18 protein-coding genes are annotated in these 19,673 nt (G+C 34.6%); 5 read left to right on the forward strand and 13 right to left on the reverse strand.

Going from position 1 to position 19,673, the window contains the following annotated elements; translation table 11 throughout:
- The first annotated feature begins 47 nt into the window (after positions 1–47).
- Together AC1RPK_RS06070 and AC1RPK_RS06075 are read left to right on the forward strand one after the other, a co-directional pair.
- Complete coding sequence (locus tag AC1RPK_RS06070) at positions 48–1,487, forward strand: amino acid permease (RefSeq protein ID WP_481761757.1); 1,440 nt, start codon at positions 48–50, stop codon at positions 1,485–1,487.
- Positions 1,488–1,627: 140 nt separating this feature from the next.
- Positions 1,628–2,461, forward strand: coding sequence for an undecaprenyl-diphosphate phosphatase (locus tag AC1RPK_RS06075; RefSeq protein ID WP_481761758.1), 834 nt, complete (start codon positions 1,628–1,630; stop codon positions 2,459–2,461).
- Between the two features lie 35 nt (positions 2,462–2,496).
- On the opposite strand, the gene AC1RPK_RS06080 is transcribed toward AC1RPK_RS06075, so the two are convergent.
- From AC1RPK_RS06080 to AC1RPK_RS06105, 6 genes are all read right to left on the reverse strand, one after another.
- Positions 2,497–3,210: a hypothetical protein gene (locus AC1RPK_RS06080; RefSeq protein ID WP_481761759.1), complete on the reverse strand. Its 714-nt coding sequence runs from the start codon at positions 3,208–3,210 to the stop codon at positions 2,497–2,499.
- A 115-nt stretch (positions 3,211–3,325) separates the two neighbouring features.
- Entirely contained in the window at positions 3,326–5,425 is a 2,100-nt protein-coding gene (locus AC1RPK_RS06085; protein ID WP_481761760.1) for an L-type lectin-domain containing protein, read from the reverse strand.
- A gap of 51 nt (positions 5,426–5,476) precedes the next feature.
- Entirely contained in the window at positions 5,477–7,900 is a 2,424-nt protein-coding gene (locus AC1RPK_RS06090; RefSeq protein ID WP_481761761.1) for a hypothetical protein, read from the reverse strand.
- Between the two features lie 137 nt (positions 7,901–8,037).
- Positions 8,038–8,967: an alpha/beta hydrolase gene (locus AC1RPK_RS06095; protein WP_481761762.1), complete on the reverse strand. Its 930-nt coding sequence runs from the start codon at positions 8,965–8,967 to the stop codon at positions 8,038–8,040.
- A 131-nt stretch (positions 8,968–9,098) separates the two neighbouring features.
- Positions 9,099–9,851 carry a DUF4811 domain-containing protein gene (locus AC1RPK_RS06100; RefSeq protein ID WP_481761763.1) on the reverse strand — a complete coding sequence of 251 codons (753 nt, stop codon included), beginning with the start codon at positions 9,849–9,851 and terminating at the stop codon, positions 9,099–9,101.
- A complete protein-coding gene (locus AC1RPK_RS06105) occupies positions 9,851–11,311 on the reverse strand; it encodes an MDR family MFS transporter (RefSeq protein ID WP_481761764.1) in 1,461 nt (486 codons plus the stop codon). The genes AC1RPK_RS06100 and AC1RPK_RS06105 overlap by 1 nt, the downstream gene beginning before the upstream one ends.
- A gap of 172 nt (positions 11,312–11,483) precedes the next feature.
- Here AC1RPK_RS06105 and AC1RPK_RS06110 point away from each other — a divergent pair, with 172 nt between their 5' ends.
- Complete coding sequence (locus AC1RPK_RS06110) at positions 11,484–11,939, forward strand: MerR family transcriptional regulator (protein ID WP_481761805.1); 456 nt, start codon at positions 11,484–11,486, stop codon at positions 11,937–11,939.
- 56 nt (positions 11,940–11,995) lie between these two features.
- Here the strand turns inward: AC1RPK_RS06110 and AC1RPK_RS06115 are convergent, their stop codons facing one another.
- The 3 genes from AC1RPK_RS06115 to AC1RPK_RS06125 all read right to left on the reverse strand — a co-directional run bounded on the left by AC1RPK_RS06115 (position 11,996) and on the right by AC1RPK_RS06125 (position 13,671).
- Positions 11,996–12,199: a hypothetical protein gene (locus AC1RPK_RS06115; RefSeq protein ID WP_481761765.1), complete on the reverse strand. Its 204-nt coding sequence runs from the start codon at positions 12,197–12,199 to the stop codon at positions 11,996–11,998.
- Positions 12,177–12,407 carry a helix-turn-helix domain-containing protein gene (locus AC1RPK_RS06120; RefSeq protein WP_481761766.1) on the reverse strand — a complete coding sequence of 77 codons (231 nt, stop codon included), beginning with the start codon at positions 12,405–12,407 and terminating at the stop codon, positions 12,177–12,179. Before AC1RPK_RS06120 ends, AC1RPK_RS06115 begins: the two co-directional genes overlap by 23 nt.
- Before the next feature lie 154 nt (positions 12,408–12,561).
- Positions 12,562–13,671, reverse strand: a complete 1,110-nt coding sequence (locus AC1RPK_RS06125) for an NADH-dependent flavin oxidoreductase (protein WP_481761767.1) — start codon at positions 13,669–13,671, stop codon at positions 12,562–12,564.
- Between the two features lie 225 nt (positions 13,672–13,896).
- Between AC1RPK_RS06125 and AC1RPK_RS06130 the strand changes: the two genes are divergently transcribed.
- Positions 13,897–14,904 (forward strand): DUF1002 domain-containing protein, encoded by a 1,008-nt coding sequence (locus tag AC1RPK_RS06130; RefSeq protein ID WP_481761768.1) that lies wholly within the window; start codon positions 13,897–13,899, stop codon positions 14,902–14,904.
- A 254-nt stretch (positions 14,905–15,158) separates the two neighbouring features.
- Positions 15,159–15,842 (forward strand): metallophosphoesterase, encoded by a 684-nt coding sequence (locus tag AC1RPK_RS06135; protein ID WP_481761769.1) that lies wholly within the window; start codon positions 15,159–15,161, stop codon positions 15,840–15,842.
- 78 nt (positions 15,843–15,920) lie between these two features.
- Here AC1RPK_RS06135 and AC1RPK_RS06140 read toward each other — a convergent pair whose 3' ends face one another.
- The 4 genes from AC1RPK_RS06140 to AC1RPK_RS06155 form a co-directional block, all read right to left on the reverse strand.
- Entirely contained in the window at positions 15,921–16,691 is a 771-nt protein-coding gene (locus AC1RPK_RS06140) for an ABC transporter permease (protein ID WP_481761770.1), read from the reverse strand.
- Positions 16,691–17,587, reverse strand: coding sequence for an ABC transporter ATP-binding protein (locus tag AC1RPK_RS06145; protein WP_481761806.1), 897 nt, complete (start codon positions 17,585–17,587; stop codon positions 16,691–16,693). Before AC1RPK_RS06145 ends, AC1RPK_RS06140 begins: the two co-directional genes overlap by 1 nt.
- Before the next feature lie 145 nt (positions 17,588–17,732).
- Entirely contained in the window at positions 17,733–18,779 is a 1,047-nt protein-coding gene (locus AC1RPK_RS06150; RefSeq protein ID WP_481761771.1) for a hypothetical protein, read from the reverse strand.
- Complete coding sequence (locus tag AC1RPK_RS06155; protein ID WP_481761772.1) at positions 18,779–19,672, reverse strand: ATP-binding cassette domain-containing protein; 894 nt, start codon at positions 19,670–19,672, stop codon at positions 18,779–18,781. Before AC1RPK_RS06155 ends, AC1RPK_RS06150 begins: the two co-directional genes overlap by 1 nt.
- Position 19,673 lies beyond the last annotated feature (1 nt).

The following is a 19,673-nucleotide window of genomic DNA, read 5'->3' on the forward strand; positions in this document are numbered from 1 at the left end:
ACTGCACCAGTATCATAAAATATTTTATCCATATGGAGGCTATTATTTTGCTAGAATCAGAAAAAACATTACGTTGGTATAACGTTGCTTTAATTGCATTCGTTTCCGTTTGGGGACTTGCAAATGTCTTTAACAACTTTGCTAACCAAGGACTCACTGTTATTACATCTTGGATTTTAATCATGATTTTTTACTTTGTTCCTTATACTTTAATTGTTGGTCAATTAGGCTCAACATTTAAAGATGCCAGCGGTGGTGTGTCTTCATGGGTGAAAGAAACTTCAACCAAGAGACTTGCCTACTATGCAGCTTGGACTTATTGGGTCGTACATATTCCTTACCTAGCACAAAAACCACAAGGTATTTTAATTGCCTTTAGTTGGTTATTCAAAGGTAACGGAAATTTCGTTAATGAAACTTCTGCTATGACCGTTTCACTTATGGGCTTAGTCATTTTCATTTTCTTCTTATGGATTGCCTCAAAGGGACTTGCTACTTTAAGTCGAATTGGTAGTGTTGCCGGAACAGCAATGTTCGTTATGTCATTATTATTCATCTTGTTGGCAGTTTCAGCGCCATTCATGACGCATGCTAAAATTCAAACACCTGATATGGGTGCCATTAAATCATATCTACCTAACTTTAACTTCGCCTACTTCACAACGATTTCAATGTTAGTTTTCGCTGTTGGTGGTGCTGAAAAGATTTCTCCCTATGTTAATAAAACAAAAAACTCAGCTAAAGAATTTCCAAAAGGAATGTTAGCATTGGCCGCAATGGTTGCCATCTGTGCTATTTTAGGTTCGTTCGCTATGGGATTCTTATTTAACGGAACTAACATCCCTGATGATTTAATCACAAATGGTCCTTACGAAGGTTTCTTACGTCTTGGTAGTTTCTATCACGTAGGTAATTTATTCATGATTCTATACGCAATTGCCAATGCGATGGCTCAAATTTCAGCGCTTGCTTTCTCAATTGATGCACCATTAAAAATTCTTTTAGGTGATGCTGATCCAAACTTCATTCCTAAAAGCTTGTCAAAACTTAATAAAAAAGGAACTCCCGTTAATGGTTATGCCATGACTGGTGTTTTAGTTAGTATTTTAATTATCATTCCTGCAATCGGGATTGGTAACATGAACGCATTATACAAATGGTTATTGAACCTAAATGCGGTTGTCATGCCTATGCGTTATCTCTGGGTATTCTTCGCTTACATGCTATTAAACAAACAATTGAAGAATTTCAAAGCCGGTTACAAGTTTGTTAAGAATCCTGTCGTTGGTTACATTGTTGGTGCTTGGTGTTTCTTATTCACTGCATTCGCTTGTATCCTAGGAGTTGTTCCTAAATTAAACTACTCAGATAGCCCTTCTAACTACTTGTTCCAATTAACACTTAATATTGTCACACCACTTGTCTTAGTTGCATTAGGTTTAATCCTCCCTGCAATTGCACGTCGCGGTAACAAAAAAGCCCTATAAAATTAATCTTAACTAAAATCTTATATTCACAAATAAACCTTATGCCTAAAAGCATAAGGTTTATTTAATTTTATGGTTTTTAATTTTCATATTAGGTATACTAGAGCAGTTAAATAAAATTTTGGAAGGAATCTATTTGTATGAATATTATTGTTATGTTAAAAGTTATTATTTTGGGAGTTGTCGAAGGAATTACAGAATGGCTTCCTATTAGTTCAACGGGACATATGATTTTAGTTGACGAATTTTTACAACTAAAAGAAAATGCTGCTTTCATGGAAATGTTCTTCGTTGTTATCCAACTGGGCGCTATCCTAGCAGTTTGTGTGTTGTATTTCCATAAATTAAATCCTTTTTCTCCAAAAAAATCGCAATTAGAAAAAAGAGATACGTGGTCTCTATGGAGTAAAGTCATTGTAGCTGTACTTCCAGCTGCTGTGATTGGGTTAGTTGCTGATGACTGGTTAAATGCGAAATTATATAATTTCCCAGTTGTTGCCTTAATGTTAATTATTTATGGTGTTTTATTCATTATTATTGAAAACAAAAAAGCCGATGCTGTTCCTTCTATTACATCATTCAATCAAGTTACTTACAAAACAGCGTTACTAATCGGTGTTTTCCAAGTTCTTGCTTTAATTCCCGGAACATCACGTTCTGGTGCAACTATTTTAGGTGCCATTTTATTAGGGACTTCTCGATTCATTGCTGCTGAATTTTCATTTTTCTTATCAATTCCAGTTATGTTCGGTGCCAGTCTACTCAAATTAGTTAAATACTTCCATAATGGTTATAGCTTTACCGGTGATCAAACAGCCGTCTTATTACTTGGTTGTGTAGTCGCATTCTTAGTTTCAATTGTTGCAATCAAATTCTTGATGGGTTACATCAAGTCGAAAGATTTCAAACCATTTGGTTGGTACCGTATTATTTTAGGTGCCTTGCTACTCGTTTACTATTTCTTCATTAAATAATTAGACAAAAAAACGCCGATAATATCGGCGTTTTTTTATTTAGTTTTCTTGGCTGGTGCTTTTTTCTTAGTAGTTACTTTCTTTACAGCCGGTTTCTTTTTAGCGGGTACCTTTTTGGCCACGGGCTTTTTCTTGGCTGCCGCCTTTACAGTTGTCGTTTTTTTCTTTGTTGTCGCTTTTTTTGTAGCCGTCGTCTTTTTAACTGCTGGTTTCTTTTTAACAGCTGGTTTTTTCTTAGCTGGAGCTTTCTTTTTCTTTTCAACGACAACTGGTTCTTTTTCTTCAATAATAGGTGGATTTTCAAGGAAAGCTATCTTTTCAGCAATCATAGTTGTGCTTGTCATATTATGATCACTGGGGTTTTCTAAATAATTAGTCACAGATGTAATTTCATCGATTCTTAATTTAGATGCGTTCAGAATTGGTGACTCAACAATCAGATAGACATTAACTTCTGCTTCATCTGTTACTTCATTAAAGAAGCTGGGTAACTTTTTATAATATTTGTATGGTAAATTAAGGATATTTGCTTCAAGTGTAAAAATTGCGGTACCTTCAGGATATTCAATCATCAATTGAACTTCTACAAGCTTACCATCCCGTACATTGTTTTCTAAATCAGCATAACACTTAGCGAATAATTCTGGTACACCAATCGCTTGGACATCTTCTGGTGTGGCAGTATAAAAAATCTTTGTGTACGCCTCTAACTCAATAGCGGACATGAATTGTTCAACGGTCATTTTCATTAGTTATCTATCCTCCGTATTCTCTCTACATAGTCCATAATATCCTAGATGGCAATAATTGCAAAACATAAATAAAAAAAGGATAACTTTTGTTATCCTTTTTCACTAATACTACTTATTTAGTTGGTACATTACTCAAATTCCATTGCACTGAAGCATCATATTCTTCACTTCTAACCTCGCTAGGTTTAACACGCAATAGAATTCCCGTATCTTTTGCCCACGTTTTAGTTATCTGGTTAGGAGATGAGTTCCCACCCGCAATATCTATCGAATGGTCTTTTAAAGGTGTCCCAATATCTGTCGCTTTTTCTTTGTAAATTAATGCATCTTTTAGCACAGTGCCGCTGGCTCCAACAACATCAGTTCCAGTCAGCTTTAAATTCCATGTACCTGGTACCGATGCAACTACCTGTATACTTAATTCTTCTACAGGGCTATAGGTTGTTTCTTCGTTGGGTATTGGAATATCACTTTGTCCAAAATTTAATGCACCCGTTACCGATGCTATTTCTAAAACACCTGGATCATTAACAGTGATAATTTCTTGACCCGTTACTGAATTACCATATTGATCTTCAACACTTACCGTATAAGTATTTTTTCCAACGTTTAACTTATCTGCAGGCAGCACTTCAGCGTAGTCAATGCTACCCAACTTATTGAATAGCATTGATTTATCACTAAAGGCTTTACCATTCAGCATCGTTGTTATCGTAACGTTATCATTTTCCATTAGTGTATCTGTTTTAACGTTACTCGTAACTTTAATCGACTGACCACTATCAATTGTTTTATCAAGCAATCCTGAAAGTGTCATCTTCTGCTTTAATGCCTTAATGGTAAACGTAGCTAGCTGAGATCTTACTATCGTATTTTGACCATTAAATGTACTAATTGGACTTGTTACTTTGGTATCTGTAGCAACAATTTTAGCTGTCCCATTCATACTGATCGTTGCTGTATCATTACTTTTTGATAAGTTTTTATTTAGACTTGATGTAATGACACCATCTTTAGTTGTTGTATCAAATGTTTGCGTTGTTCCATCGGCGTATTTAATGATACCTTCTTTGTCTAACGTCACAGCATTAGGCGTTTTTAACGAAGCAACGATTTTTTTCCAATCTTGCTTTCCATCATTGTATTTCAAAGTTGTTTGAAGATTAAGTTTATCCCCGCTGTTAGCAATTCCTGATGCGGTAATGTCCTTATTGTTCTGGGTAGTATCTGTCACTTTTTGCGTCGCCGTAACAGAAACTAAATCAGATATTTCTTCAAACATCACTAAATTTGTTTCCCAGTTACCGCCTGTTGCGCCCGTAAATCCCCAAGTCACTTGACCATCAGTGCTCGCAAATTTACTTTTATCAATTGGAACTGTCTTTGCAAGACCACCACCTAATACATCACCCGTACCGGGGACTTTATCTCCAATAGTATAGGTCATTGAGCCGGCAGTTGTAGACGTTGATTTATAATCAATTGACACATGCCACCATCTTCCATTAGATAAGTCAGCGACAGCAAGTAGTCCATCATGAGTTAATTTATTATACTTACTTAAAAAACCATTTTGTTCATAAGTAGCCCTTTGATTAGGATAATTGCTTGCCAGATGATTGTCTTGGATAGTGTTTAAATTATCAAATCCGTTACCCTTGCTTGCCTCACTATTTTTATGTGTATCAAATTCTAACGCCCATGAATTTTTAATAGCTGTTCCTGCAACGGTAGATTCTGATCCACCTTTATCAACACCCCAAACACCTAATGATTCGCCTCCACCAGAAATAGCACTGAGACCACGGCTATCATTTTGTAAAACAAAAGCCATCCCATCACCAGAATTAGCACCCTGATTACCGAAATACATCCACATTGACATTTTATTATTTTTATTAAGATTAAATTTATTGTTTGCTGTAGACCAGGCAGATCCCACTTGGTTAGTTGCATCCGTAATTTTTATAATTGATTTATCTGCGTTATCTGCTGTTTCAGAAACAACATTACCACTAGCATCGAATGTTACAATTTTTGCATTATTTTGTGTTCCTGTTGTTCCAGGTGTCAAAAGTCCATTTGATACTAATGCGTCTGGTGCCGATGCCACTGCGTTAGAATAATCATCAGCATTAACACCTGTAGAGCTAAGCCCTAATGTCACTAACACACCTGTAAAAAGTACAGCTTTCAGCCGTAATATTGTCATAATCCTATCTCCCCCCGGACATTTGAATTTAACCGACAATTAAGTTTATTATTAATTATTTGGTACATTCGTTAGCGTCCAATCTAATTCAGAACTATAGGTTTCAGCTACTTTAATTTCACTTGGTTCAACATCCAATACAATTCCAGAATCTGCTGACCAACTTTTTTCAACCGTAGTTGCTTGACCTACTCCTGTAGACACTATTGTACCATACGTTGGAGAAAGCGGTAACGTGTTTTCCTGATTTGAATTACGAAACCCAATAGTTGAATGCTTTAAAGTACTTTTATCACTTGCTGCAGTTAGTGGTCCTGCAGTCACAGACAATGTCCAGTTTTTAGCTGCTGACGTTTCTAACTTAAGCATATAGCTTGAAGCACGGTTTAAAATACTTCTTTTCGCTGGTATTTTATTATTAAAATTAATTGAATCATCTGATGAAATACTCAACAATCCTACGACAACAGAGATTGTTTGGTTATTAGAAATGTTTCCTTCAGAATCAACCGAATAAATAGTTAACTCGTGCGTTCCAATGGCAAACTTAGTTGTATCTAGTGCTACACTATGATCTTGTGTCGAACCTGGTTTAGTATTTGTATATTTTTCTAATTCAACAGGTGTTCCAGTACTTCCTTCTTTATAGTACGTTGTTAACGCTGCACTATTATCAGCTACTTGGAAAATCAATGTATATGGCGCTACAACGGTTCCTTTATTATCATTTAAAGTTAAAACGGGTTTAATATTAATTTTTTGTGTATATTTTTGCGTCGTATTACCATCTGGATCTGTTACTTGAACATTATAAGAATATTCGCCAGTGGTTAGTTTGTCCTTTGGAATCGTTACGTTAAATGTACCATCCGTTGCGACATCACCCTTAATAGGTGTTGTATCCTCATTAAGTGTCACACTGGCCGTTGTTCCTTTAGCAAAAGTTCCACCTAAACTAGATTTTACCGTTCCACTAATCGTCGCATCCGTTCCATAATTAATATCAATATCTTTAAGGCCATCAATCGTTAAGGCTGTTTTTGGTGATGCTTTAATCGTATAGCTAATAGGATTAGAATCAATCATTGCATTGCTTCCGATGAATTGACCTGCTGAAACAGTCACTGGTGTATCCACTTCAACTGGCATTACTTCACCGATAAATGAAATATGTGAACTTTGTCCAGGTGTAGATAATTCAGGTATTTGCGCGCCGGATAACCCAGCAGGGTCACTTCCATAGATATTACTAGGAAATTTTCCTGTACCAAAATCGTTAGGTATTTCATACCCAGTCCATTTTATATTATTAGCCGGGTATTTTAAATATCCACCTATGCCTGTCCACGATTGTTTTCCACTATCGTAAGTTACGGTAGTGTTGAATTTTACTTTATCTCCAGCTTTTACTTCTCCATTAGCCGAGACATCCTTGTTATTTTGTGTAATATCCGTCATAGTTTGTACCGCAGTCGCATTAACAAGACCTGGTACAGTTTCAAACATAACTAAGTTATTTTCAAAAGAGTCACCCGTTGACCCTGTAAATCCCCAACGGATTTTACCCGTTGTAGAATTAAATTTCGATTTATCAATTGGAACACTTGCCGTCTGCCCTGTCTGACTTGTATCTTCAGTAGGATCCAAGTCTTCTGTTCCTGAAATTGGTTTTTTATCATCAATCGTATATGTCATTGACCCAGCACTCGCACTCACTGATTTATAATCAATTGTCACATGATGCCATGCCCGATTTGATAAGAACCCATTATAATTAATAAGGCCTAAATGATTTAGTTTAACTGAAGAAGAGATTGTATGATTATCCGTGTATGTTGCCTCAACAGCTGGATACCCACTACCAATATGGTTAGGTGCTAAACTAGGATCTAAATCAAATCCGTTTCCTGAACTATTACCATTATTCAAATGAGTATCAAATTCTAGCGCCCAACTATTTTGAATAGCGCCTCTAGCAGTATTATTGGGGGATCCCGTACCCACTGAATCGTCTCCCCAAACACCTAACGTTTCACCTGCTTTAGTTGCAATAGCAGCATTTCCTTTTGCATCATTTTGAAAAACAAGTGCCATCCCATCCCCAGCAGTATTCGTTTTGCTACCAAAATAAATCCACATAGAAGCTTTACTACTTGTATTAATATCAAATGAATTTTCGTCTGTTGACCAAATTGCTGCTTTTTGATTCTTAGCATCCGTAATTTTAACCATCGTTTTAGCAGCCAGATTAGTCGAATTAGGATCTTTATTGGTATCGGTTAATTCGACCATACCACTAGTTGCTACTACTCCAGCACCAGTACCCGTCTGGAATAAATTTGTCATTAAAATTGCTCGAGGTGCTGATGCTTTTGCAGAATCATAATCCGCATCTGCCTTGATACTTGTTACATTAACTAAAAAGAATAACCCAAAAGTTAGTAGTGTTAATTTTAATTTATTATTAATTTTCATGTTGGCCCCCACCTATTTTCCCCAAAGTTCATCTATAATAACTAATATGATAGCATGATACAGACAAAAAAAAACATCAAAAATAGAGGGTACCCCCACACTTTTTGATGTTATTTAAAAAATAAATGATTTTATTATTAATCTAAATTATCATTCATAAACTTAACGACTTTTTTAGTATATAATTCTGGATCCTTACTGAACGCTTTTCCGTGACCTGCGCCCTTCACAATCCACAATTCCTTCGTACCTGCTGAGGCTTTGTAGTTGTCATAAACCATTGCGCTAGGAACGAAATCATCCTTGTCGCCATGAATGAATAATGTTGGTAATTTATTTTTCTTTAATTGTTTAACAGAGTCAGCTTCTGCAAAAGAGTAGCCCGCACGTAACTGAGTTACCCAACTAGAAGTTGTTATTAATGGTTCTTTTGGTAAATTGAATTGGAGTTTCAATTGATAAGCTAACAAATCTTCAACATTTGTATAACCACAATCTTCAACAATTGCTTTAACTTGAGTTGGTAACTTTTCACCACTCATCATCATGACAGTAGCACCACCCATGCTAACTCCAAACAAGCCAATCTTTTGATCTGTTCCCTTTTCGGCAATTAATTTTTTGGTCCATTTAATGTAATCTAAGCGATCTTTCCATCCGAAACCAATATAATCGCCCTGACTTTTACCTTGGCCTCGATCATCTGGCGCTAAAACGTTATAGCCATTATCATGAAATAATTTTATATATGAAGCCATACTTTCTTTATTTTCCATGTAACCATGTGCCACAACAACTGTTTTTAAAGATTTAGTTGCCGCCGGTACATAGTCAGCAACTAATTTTAAATTTTCACCTGCTGATGTTTCTGTCCAGTTTTCTTTTTTAGTACTGGCCAACCATTTTTTTGCTTCAATTGTTCGCTTTGGTGTTCCTTTTGATGTTCCCGTTAATGTTTTTTCTGTATTTTGAATGGCATAGTGATAGAGATAGAAACTACCCCCTGTAATTGCAACCGCTAATAACACTAAAATACTGACAATCCAAATTATAATTTTCTTTTTCATTCAAAGAAACTCCTTTATCGTTTATGCCATTAACGTATTATAGCATTGTTTATTTTATAATTCACGTTTTAATTTAAAAAAATAACCACATTAGTTGGATAAACTAGTGTGGTTACTAAATAAATAACGGTTTATTTAATTTCTTTAACTTCTTTTAATACGTTTTGCATTACTTTTGCTTTTGTTTGTGCCTTGAAAATTGTTGTTGCTTGTTCTGCAATCTTAGCTTGATCAGCTTTCGAGATTGATGCATCTTTCATCATAGCATTTGTGACAGCTGCTTTAACAAAAGTAGCACCATCCGCAGCAAGTTTAGCTTTTCCTGCCTTTGTATTCATTTTAGCTGCTTCTACTTTAGCAATTTTAGGCATGGCCTTAGCTTGCTTAACCGTTAATGTTGTCCAACTCTTTTTAACGTAGAATGTATGCGTACGTTTTACTAAAGTTTTATCGTTATTAGCGATACCAAACATTAATCGATACCCATTACCTTTATAAGTCCAACGGGTTTCTTTAGTAACTAATTTGTTACTCTTAGCATTTTCAACAATCTTGCTAGTTGTATCGTCTGTCTTAGTTGCCTTTGTTTTCTTTTGTGATGCCGTATTTTTATAAATAACGACTTTTTCAGATCCATCTGTACCGATAGGCTGATATAGTAACATGTCCATCTCTTTAGAACTAGAAGCTAATTGTTCTGTCTTAGTTGTCGTTACTTTTTCCATTCCATAATGTGCACTGTAGTTAGCAACAATTAAGCCACCTGTAAGAATAATACAAAGTGCAAAAATGCCACCTAAAATGTAGCTCAGTACATTATTACGGATGAGGTTCCACGTAAGGAAGAATAAAATAATTGAAAGAATTAATAATAAAATAATCATTATTTATTACCTCCATTTTTTAAAACTTGTTGTTTTGATTTTAAGAAGAATGAAAATCCGAGCCCAACCACACAGAAAACGACTGCGATGATAAAGGCAGCATGATAACCACTTAATGTCGCATCAATAGCTTTTGTTTTGTAATCTAATGGTGCCGATTTAAGCATTGATTTAGCTGGTAATGCAGCTGTTGTTACATTTGTTAGAACGGAAATCATAACCGCTGTTACGATTGAACTTGCGATTTGACGAGCTGTATTATTAACAGCCGTTCCATGACCCATCAAGTTAGCTGGTAATGCATTCATCCCTGATGTTGTTGTTGGCATCATAACCATTGAAATCCCAAACATACGAACTGCATACATAATTGTGATGTATAAAGTTGGCGTATCTTTTGTTAAGAAAACGAATGGAATTGTACCAAGTGTTAATAAGAACATACCACCAGTTGCCAATTTCTTAGCACCATAAATATCGAATAATCGTCCCGTTATCGGACTCATAATCCCCATCATTAAAGCACCAGCCAATAAGGTTAATCCTGACTCAAATGCGCTATCTCCACGTACAATTTGGAGATACATTGGTAGAATCATTTCAACACCGATCATAGCCATGTTAACAATTGAACTTAAAACGGCTGCAATTGTGTATTCTTGGGAAGCAAAAACACGTAATTCCAAGAAAGGATTTTCCATTGTTAATTGACGCCATATGAATAAACCAATAAAAATAACACCCACAACAAGGAAACTAAGTACTGAGGTACTTCCCCAGCCGTTATCTCCAACTGTTGAGAATCCATAAAGTAAGCCACCAAATCCAATTGTTGATAAAATCAATGATAAGACATCAATTTTAGATTTGTGTGTTTTGATGACCGGTTTCATAAACCAGAAAGAAGCCACAAAAACAATTCCTACTAATGGAATAATCATACCAAAAAGATCACGCCATGAAGCATTATCAATAACCCAACCTGAAAGTGTAGGTCCAATTGCAGGAGCTAGTCCGATAACTAAACCGGCAAGTCCCATTGAAGCACCACGTTTTTCGGGTGGGAAAATTGAAAGCATAATCGTTTGTAATAAAGGCATTGTTACCCCAACACCGACTGCTTGAACTAAGCGAGCTGTTAACAATACCCCAAAATTAGGTGCGATAAATGCTAAAACTGTTCCTAATTCAAAGATACCAATAGCACCTATGTATAACCATTTGGTATTTACACGACTACTTAACCATGCACTAACTGGAATTAAAATCCCGTTGACTAACATAAATCCTGTTGTTAACCATTGAACAGTTGACGTTGTTACGTCAAATTCATCCATTAATGTTGGAAATGCAGTTGCTAAAATTGTTTGATTCAAAACCGTACAAAATGTCCCTACTAATAAAATTGCAATTAGCATGGGGCGATTATATGGTTTACCCTTTGCATCTAATCCATCCATACTTAAAACCTTCTTTTTCTTTAATTTATCTTCGAAGACTAATATAAGACTATCTCGCTTTAATGTCAAGTAAGTTGACAAACGTTTTAATATATATATAATCAGTATAGTAAACATCACAATGAGATTGTTAGATAAATTTTTATTTAGGAGGTATATTCGTTTGGCAGATATGGACGATATTGCAAACATTAAAGATTATGCAAAAAGAATGGCCGTTATTATGAAGAATGATACATTTTCAATCGGAATCGGTGAAATTGCCGAAACAACTGGGCTCACTCAGAGTCAAATTCGTTATTGGGAACAAAAAGGCTTTATTGATTCTATTAATACTAATAAAAATCAGAATAGAAAATATTCTTACCATACCTTATCAATTATTCGATTAATTAAATCTTACTTAGACTCTGGATTTACACTTAAAACAGCTGCCGCTAAAGCAAATGCCCATAAAGAAATGGGTAAAATGGTTCGTCAGATATTTACGGATCGTTTCGTTGGCGTGGAAGAAATCGATGGTTTACCCTGTATTAATCTCGGTTTCTTTGATAAAGAAGAAACTCAAACGTTATACATTGTCATTCATGATGACTCAACTGAAATAAAAGTTGTTCCGGTAAAATAAAGAAGCTTTCAATACTTGTTTGTAGACAAGTATTGAAAGCTTCTTTATTATCATATCTATTTTAGACCCATAATCCCCCATGCAATCATGCCAATGAGTGCAAAAATAATCCAGTAATAGCGAGCTAGGAATTCCCACCCATTATTAATCGGTTTATATTGCCACTCACGCCATCTATGATTTTCGTGCCAATCTTTATCTGATTCATCTTCTTCTATAAATCGTTTAATTCTAGTTTTAAACTCTGACGTTTTTTTCACTGGCATCGCCACCAAAAAGTAATATTTCTACAGGGACGTCTAAAATTTTGGCTACCGATTCAATTTTTCCCAAATCAGGTTCAGCTTCTCCTGTTTCCCATTTTGATACAGCTTGTCTTGATACAAACAATTGATTTGCCAATTCTTCTTGTGACATTTTTTTCTCTTTACGTATTTTAACGAGTTGTTCCGCAAATATAATTTTCATCCCTATAACCTTCTTTCCTCTATTTAACATCTCAAATATTAGCATACAGCAAGGGGTGCAACAGGCAACCGCTAGTTGAAAGGGCCGCAACTAAAAATAGCATGCGGCAAATTAAATTTGCAACACACTATTTGTCTAGATTTAGTTTTGTTTTTTAATCAACTAACCGCTCAGGCATCATATCTTTTAAAAATTCAACAGCACCATCGCTAACCATTAATTTTTCCCGATCATTTTTAGCTAAGGTTCTTTTTATAGTTTCTTCTTGTCCATTCAATAACTTTGATGTCCACTTAGGATCAATTAAGAGTGAACGACCAACGGCTACTAAATCAGCGTTAGCCAAAACACCATTAACATCTTCCCGAGTCCGAACATCTCCTACCCCGATTAATGGAACACGACCATTTATCTTTTCTTGGACATAATCCATTCTTGATTTTTCATTGAAATTTATATTTCTCGAAACACTATTATACTTACCTAATGAGATATGTAGATAATCTAATTTTTTATCAGCAAGTTTATCAATCAAAATCATTGAATCTTCCATACTAATACCTGGCTTTTCATATTCTTCAGGCGAAAAGCGGTAACCAACAATAAAATCTTTTACACCTGATTGATCAACACTCTCAATAACACCATCAACTACATCATTAATGAATTTAAATCGCTTATCAAGCGTGCCACCCCAAGCATCATGACGTCTATTTGAGTGTGGTGAAAAAAATTGTTGTAGTAAATACGTATTCGCACCATGCAGTTCAACGCCATCAAATCCCGCTTTAATTGCTCGTTTTGTTGCTGATTTAAAGGATTCAATCAACTCTAAAATTTCAGTTTCTGACAATGCTTTAGGAATTTCTGCGTCTGGTCTTTCTGCCGCAACAGCACTGGCTGAAACTGGTAATTGTCCTCTAAGTACCGTTGAATTTGTCATACGACCCGCATGGAAAATTTGTAAAATAGCTTTAGTCCCATTCTTTTTGATTGCCGATGCCAATCTCGTTAGCCCGGGAATAAACTTATCATCATAGATGGCAAGTGAGCCTTCCCAACCTTTTCCATTTGCTTGGACACTGGTAGCTGCCGTAATAACAGCCCCAACTTCGCCTGAATGTAGTGCATAATAATCTGATTCATCATGTGTAACAACTTCATCATAGTAGCTCATCTTAACGGTCATTGGCGCCATTAAGATTCTATTTTTCAATTCCAATCCCCGCCTGAATCTAAAGGTATCCGTCATCTTTTTTGTCATCGTTATTCTCCCATTCAGTCGTTAGTTTTATTTAAATTAGTCATACCATACTACTCAAAATTATGTTGCTAGATTAAATGATGCGCTCATTGTCTCACTTACAAAGAAATCTCTCAATGATGATAAATCTTAATTTTTTCTATTATTCAAACTCAATTATTATGATTCCTTCATCAGATAGGTATAATAAAATTAAAATACATGCTATTTAAGGAGCAAACCATTATGAAATTCAGACAATTAATTTATACAGTAACTCTTACAACATTAGCTGTCTTGAGTCTAGGATCTGTTGCCTCTGCTGCAACTAATGATTCAAGCTCAGCTTCATCAACATCGGGCACAACAACTGACTGGTCAAATCCAGTTGTCACATTAGGAACAAGTTTAACAGATTCACAAAAATCAGGAACACTTTCAACTTTAACAGCTAGCTTAAACGGTAGTTCTTCATATTCGACATTACCCGTAAATGGCGCAACTTTAGTTAAATATCTCAATAGTTCTGGTGGCTCATTTACATCAACTTCAGGTGTCTGGTCATCTGCTATGGTTCAAAAAACGAGCAGTGGTTCTGGTATCAACGTTGAAATTTTAGACTACAATGGTAAAAATAACATCACCACAATTACAGAAAACCAATATAAAAACGCCGCATTAACAGCTGGTGTAACTGATGCCAATATCTATGTCACTTCTGCTACACCAATAGATGGATCAGGTGCTTTAGCTGGTGTTTATGCAGCCTTCGCTACAAACGGGGACGCTCTAAATACAAAACAAGTCACTGCCGCACAAAATGAAATGTCGACTTTAAGTGACATTACACAAGCCAATAAAAGCAAAGATGGGTATACTGATTCACAATTGAATAACGCTGTAGCCGGTGCTAAAAATGATATGGCTAAAGAAGGTAGTTCTATTACAAATAATCAAATTACTACTATTGTAAATAACCAAATCACAAATAATAACTTAACAAATGTCATTACTGATAATCAAAAACAAGATATTATTGCCGTGTTAATCAAGATTCGTGATTCAGGTGCTTTAGATTCATCAAATTTCAAATCACAAGCAAGTAAAGTTGCAACAAATATTCAAGATGGTGCTAAAGATATTTTCAGCAAATTAGACACAGCTGAAAATCGAAACTTCCTACAAAAAATTTGGGACGCAATTGTTTCATTTTTTAACGCTATCTGGTCAGCTATTAGTTCTTGGATTTCATAAATAAAACTAACCATATAGGTTTTAAGAAGAACTTACAGTTTTAGACTAAAAATCTTACTGTAGGTTTTTTTAGTTAACTAATCAAACGGAGGCATGATACTATCACGAAGAAAAAAATATTAAGTGTCATTTTCATCCTATTAATAGTAAGTGCCGCATGTACCTTTTACGCATTTAAAATAGAGCCTTACCGCGTTGTCGTTAAAAATATTGCTTTAAATAAGGCAGATACTACTAAAAAGAAACTTAAAATTGTGCAAATTAGTGATGTCGAAATAGCAGATGATTATACACCTGAAAATTTCGGAAAAATTGTTAATAAAATCAATCAAGAAAAACCAGATTTGGTCTTATTTACAGGTGATTTATTCAGCAATTACAATCAATACCATCCCGTAACAGCTATTGTTCAAAAACTAAGTGAAATTAAATCAACCTATGGAAAATACGCAGTATATGGAAATAAAGATTACGGTGGCGGTGCAGCCAGAGTTTACACTACTGTAATGAATCAAGGTGGTTTTACTGTCCTTAAAAATAGTTCAACGACTATCAATGTAGGTGGAAATTCATCCATTTGGTTGGGTGGTGTAGATGACTCTCAATTAGGTATCCCCGATGTCCAAACGACAGTAGCTCCTGATAAATCCAATTCAACGTACCATATTTTAATGGCTCATGAACCTAGTTTGTCAAATGGTTCATTTAATACCGTCGATTTAATTTTAAGTGGTCACACACATGGTGGCCAAATTCGTATTCCTTTCACTAATAAAGGATTATTATCTGATCATGACGGAGATGGTGGCTACTCTAGTGGCCTTTATACACTAAAGAACAATACAAAATTATATGTTAATAGTGGTATTGGAACATCTCGAATCTCAGCTCGATTCCTAGTACCTCCACAGATTGCAGTATTTGACTTGTATCTTTAGTAATAGTCATTTTAAGCTACTCATAATTATTGGACAAAAAAAGTGTATCGTCAAAAATTAATTGACGATACACTTTTTTTAAACATTTTTACGTTTGAAAACAAAATAACCTAAAAATAAAAATAGTGCCGTATAAGCTAGATTACCTATAATCAATTCGTTATTCGTTAATTGAGTTAGTTTTTCAAACTCCTGTCCGTCTGCCCACTGATTACTTAAATTCATCATATTAAGTGGATTCCATTTAATCCAATCCCATTTAGCAATAGCTAACATTTGGATTCCTGATAAAATAGATGTTAAGAAATAAAAAACAATACCAGCTGCAATCGAAGCACCTGAACTACTAAAGATACTAGCCAATAATAATACCAAACTTAAAATCAACCAGGTACTAATAAAATTCCCCACTAACGTTGTTATTAAAGACATAACAATCGTTTGGTTATCTATTTTATCTGACAAGGATACCATTGGTAAAAGCACTAATTTAGCTATAATTGAAGCCACGAATATTAAAACATTCAAATAAATCGAATAGATTAATATTGTAAGCCATTTACTAGCTAAAACAGCTCCACGTGAATATTTCCGATAAAGCAAATCCTTAATTGTACCAAACTGTGTTTCCATAGCAATAATAACACTTGCTGACGCAATTAAAATGAAAATAATTAATTGAATAGATCCAAATCCACTTTGTACCATGCTTGCTGGATCGAAAATCGAACTATATATTTTTGTTAAAAGTGCTACCCCAAAAATAAAAACAAGTAATATCGCTGATATAATCGCTGTAGATTTCTTTTTACCTAACTTAAATAATTCTTGTTTAACTAAAGTTAACATTAAGCCTTACCTCCGTCATTACTATCTAATAAATTCAATAGTGATTCTTCCATATCATGTTCTTGATGACGTACATCATTTATTTGAATTTTATTATCGTAGAGCACTTGGATAATATTTGCTAAAGTATCTTGTTCGTCTACCTTTACTTTAACTGTTTGATCAACTGCCAATTCATAATTAGCGGCCTTTAAAAGAACTTTAGCTTGCTCGTTTGACGTCGTCTCTAGTAAAACATATCGCTTACTACTATCACTTAATTCAGTAGTAGACATTGCTTTCATTATTTTACCTTCATTTAAAATAATAAAGTGATCAACAATTTTCTCTAATTCACCTAAAATATGACTTGAAATCAAGAACGCTGTCCCGCGTTTAGATAACTTTAAAACAAGTTCGCGGACATCACGTGTTGCTTGAGGATCTAATCCGTTCATAGGTTCATCTAAAATAATTAATCTTGGTCTATTTAATAAAGCTAATGCAATTCCTAATTTTTGCTTCATTCCTAATGAATATGATTTAGCTTTACGATTAATGTAATCTGTCATATGCAAATCAGCAACAATTTCATCTAATTCTTCTTTGGTATTGATTTCAGAGAATAATTTTAAATGATCATAGCCACTTAAAAATGGATAGATACCAGGATATTCAATTAAGGCACCAACTTCTTCTAACCCTTGATGGCTAGTTGTTGATACAATTTTACCGTCAATTGTTATTTCTCCAGTTTGGTAATTTGATAATCCAAGAATTGATTTCATGATGGTTGTTTTACCAGCGCCATTAGCACCAACAAGCCCAACAATCTCACCTTCTGCGATTGTAAAATTAATACCTTTGAGGACTACCTTTTTACCGAAACTTTTAGTTAAATTGTTTATTGTTAACATTTCTTTCAAATTGAATCCCTCCCAATAATTGCTTTTACATTCCTATAAACAGTAGTTTAGCACAATTCCCTTTTATTACATACTAACAAGTCTGTAAGGTCAAAATGGCTACCTATTCTTAGAGAAATAGGTAGCCATTTTACTTTTATTTTTTATTTTTCGAAAAAATACGTTGCAATTTTTGACTAATATTTTGTGGACGATAAATAACAATATAAGCAACAATGACTGTAATACAGCCGCTTATCAAGCCATATCCTATTTTTTCCCCAATTGTATCATAATTAACTACAGCCATTAAAATAGCTATATAAGCCGTTGTAAAAATGAGTAGTGGTAGTTTTAAATAATCGAATTGTAAATAAGGACTATCCTGTTCTAATGATAATTTGTTGAAATAATGAACTGCCATCACTATCATCAATAACCCAGCAATCAAGTATATAAATCCTAGTACAAGATAATAAGTATTAGACATGTCTTGCGTTTGATCAAAAATGAATCCTTCAAAGTAAGCAAACCATATCAAGGCCGAGCCAGTGAATCCCAACGCAGTGACGACAGATGCTACAACCCGACGAACTAAAACACCTACCACAAGGCCAACACTGTATAGCGCAATCAATTGACTACTATCTAAGAATAAATGTATCATTCTATCTGATATAAAATTTGGATTACTTACTGAGATAGCTACATCAGCAACAAATGTTGTTATAATTGAACCTACAATAAAAGTAAGTAAGGCAGGTAGTAACATTAGACCAATTTTTTTTAAGAAAATGCGTTTTCTAGAAAATGAGCTTGAAAATATAAATTCATTAAATTTAGTTTGCATATCATACATATTAGTAAATATCCCTAATAAGATAGCACCCAGACTAAAAATAACTAGTGCTGTTTTTGCATTTTGAAATGTACCATCATGAATACTTACATCTTTTATTTTAATATTATTTTTTTCATATGTTGCTCTGCTAACTGAACCTATTTTACGATGATCCGCTTTTGCCGAATCTTTTTCACTTTGAACAAACTCTGTATAAGTAAGATTGGCCGCGTCTATTCCCGTAGTGTCAACCGAATTATGTAGTGTAAACCCCATAACAACCACAATAAGTGCAACAAGTGATAAAACAATCCACTTATATCTCTGCCAAATAATCTGATTCAATCTTCTATTAACTGTCACTACTTCCCACCTCCGGTATTTTCTTTAGCCGAAAGACTTGCTCGGAATAAATCTTCCAACGTTAACGGTAATTCTTCGAATAATGCCGGATCTTCAGCTTCAATTTGAGCTTCAATTTCATCTGAATAGTGTTCAAATAAAACAGTGACGACACGACCTTGAATACTCATTGCTCGGCTATTTTCTTTAATGAAAGCTGGAATTTCTTTTGATTTAAACACCAATTGAACTTTTCGTGATTCTGAACGCGTGTCTTCCAAACGATAATCACTCACAATATGTCCATCTTTTAAAACCATTGCGCGATCGATTAATCGATCTAATTCTTCTAAATTATGTGAAGAAATAAGTACACTTCGCTGGTCTTCAGCAACGGCATCAATAATAATTTGGAAAACTTGTTTACGGACAATTACATCTAACCCGTCCAGTGGTTCATCTAAAATAACATATGGTGCACCAGTGGAAAAGGCCAAAATAATATTAAATAATCCTTGCATCCCTTTAGAAAATTGACGATATTTTGTTTGTTTAGGTAGGTTGTATTCTGTGACCCAATTATCATATTTTTGACGATCAAACGTTTGATAAGCGAGTTCATAGAATTCGACAATCTTATCTATTGTGTAGCTGTCTAAAAAATTATTCTGTGTATCTAAATAAAAGAGTTTTTCCTTCAATGATGAATCTTCTTTCATCCATTGATCATCAATTAAAATATCACCTTGATCTGGTATGTATTGGCCTGAAATTGATCTGAATAAGGTTGTTTTACCAACTCCATTACGACCAATTAGACCCACTATTTCCCCTGGGACTAAAGACATATTAATATCATTAAGTATCTCTTTGTCACTAATTTTCTCTGATAAACCTTTAATTTCAAATCCCATT

The sequence above is a fragment of the Dellaglioa sp. CoH-55-MRSF-6 genome, assembly GCF_056782215.1.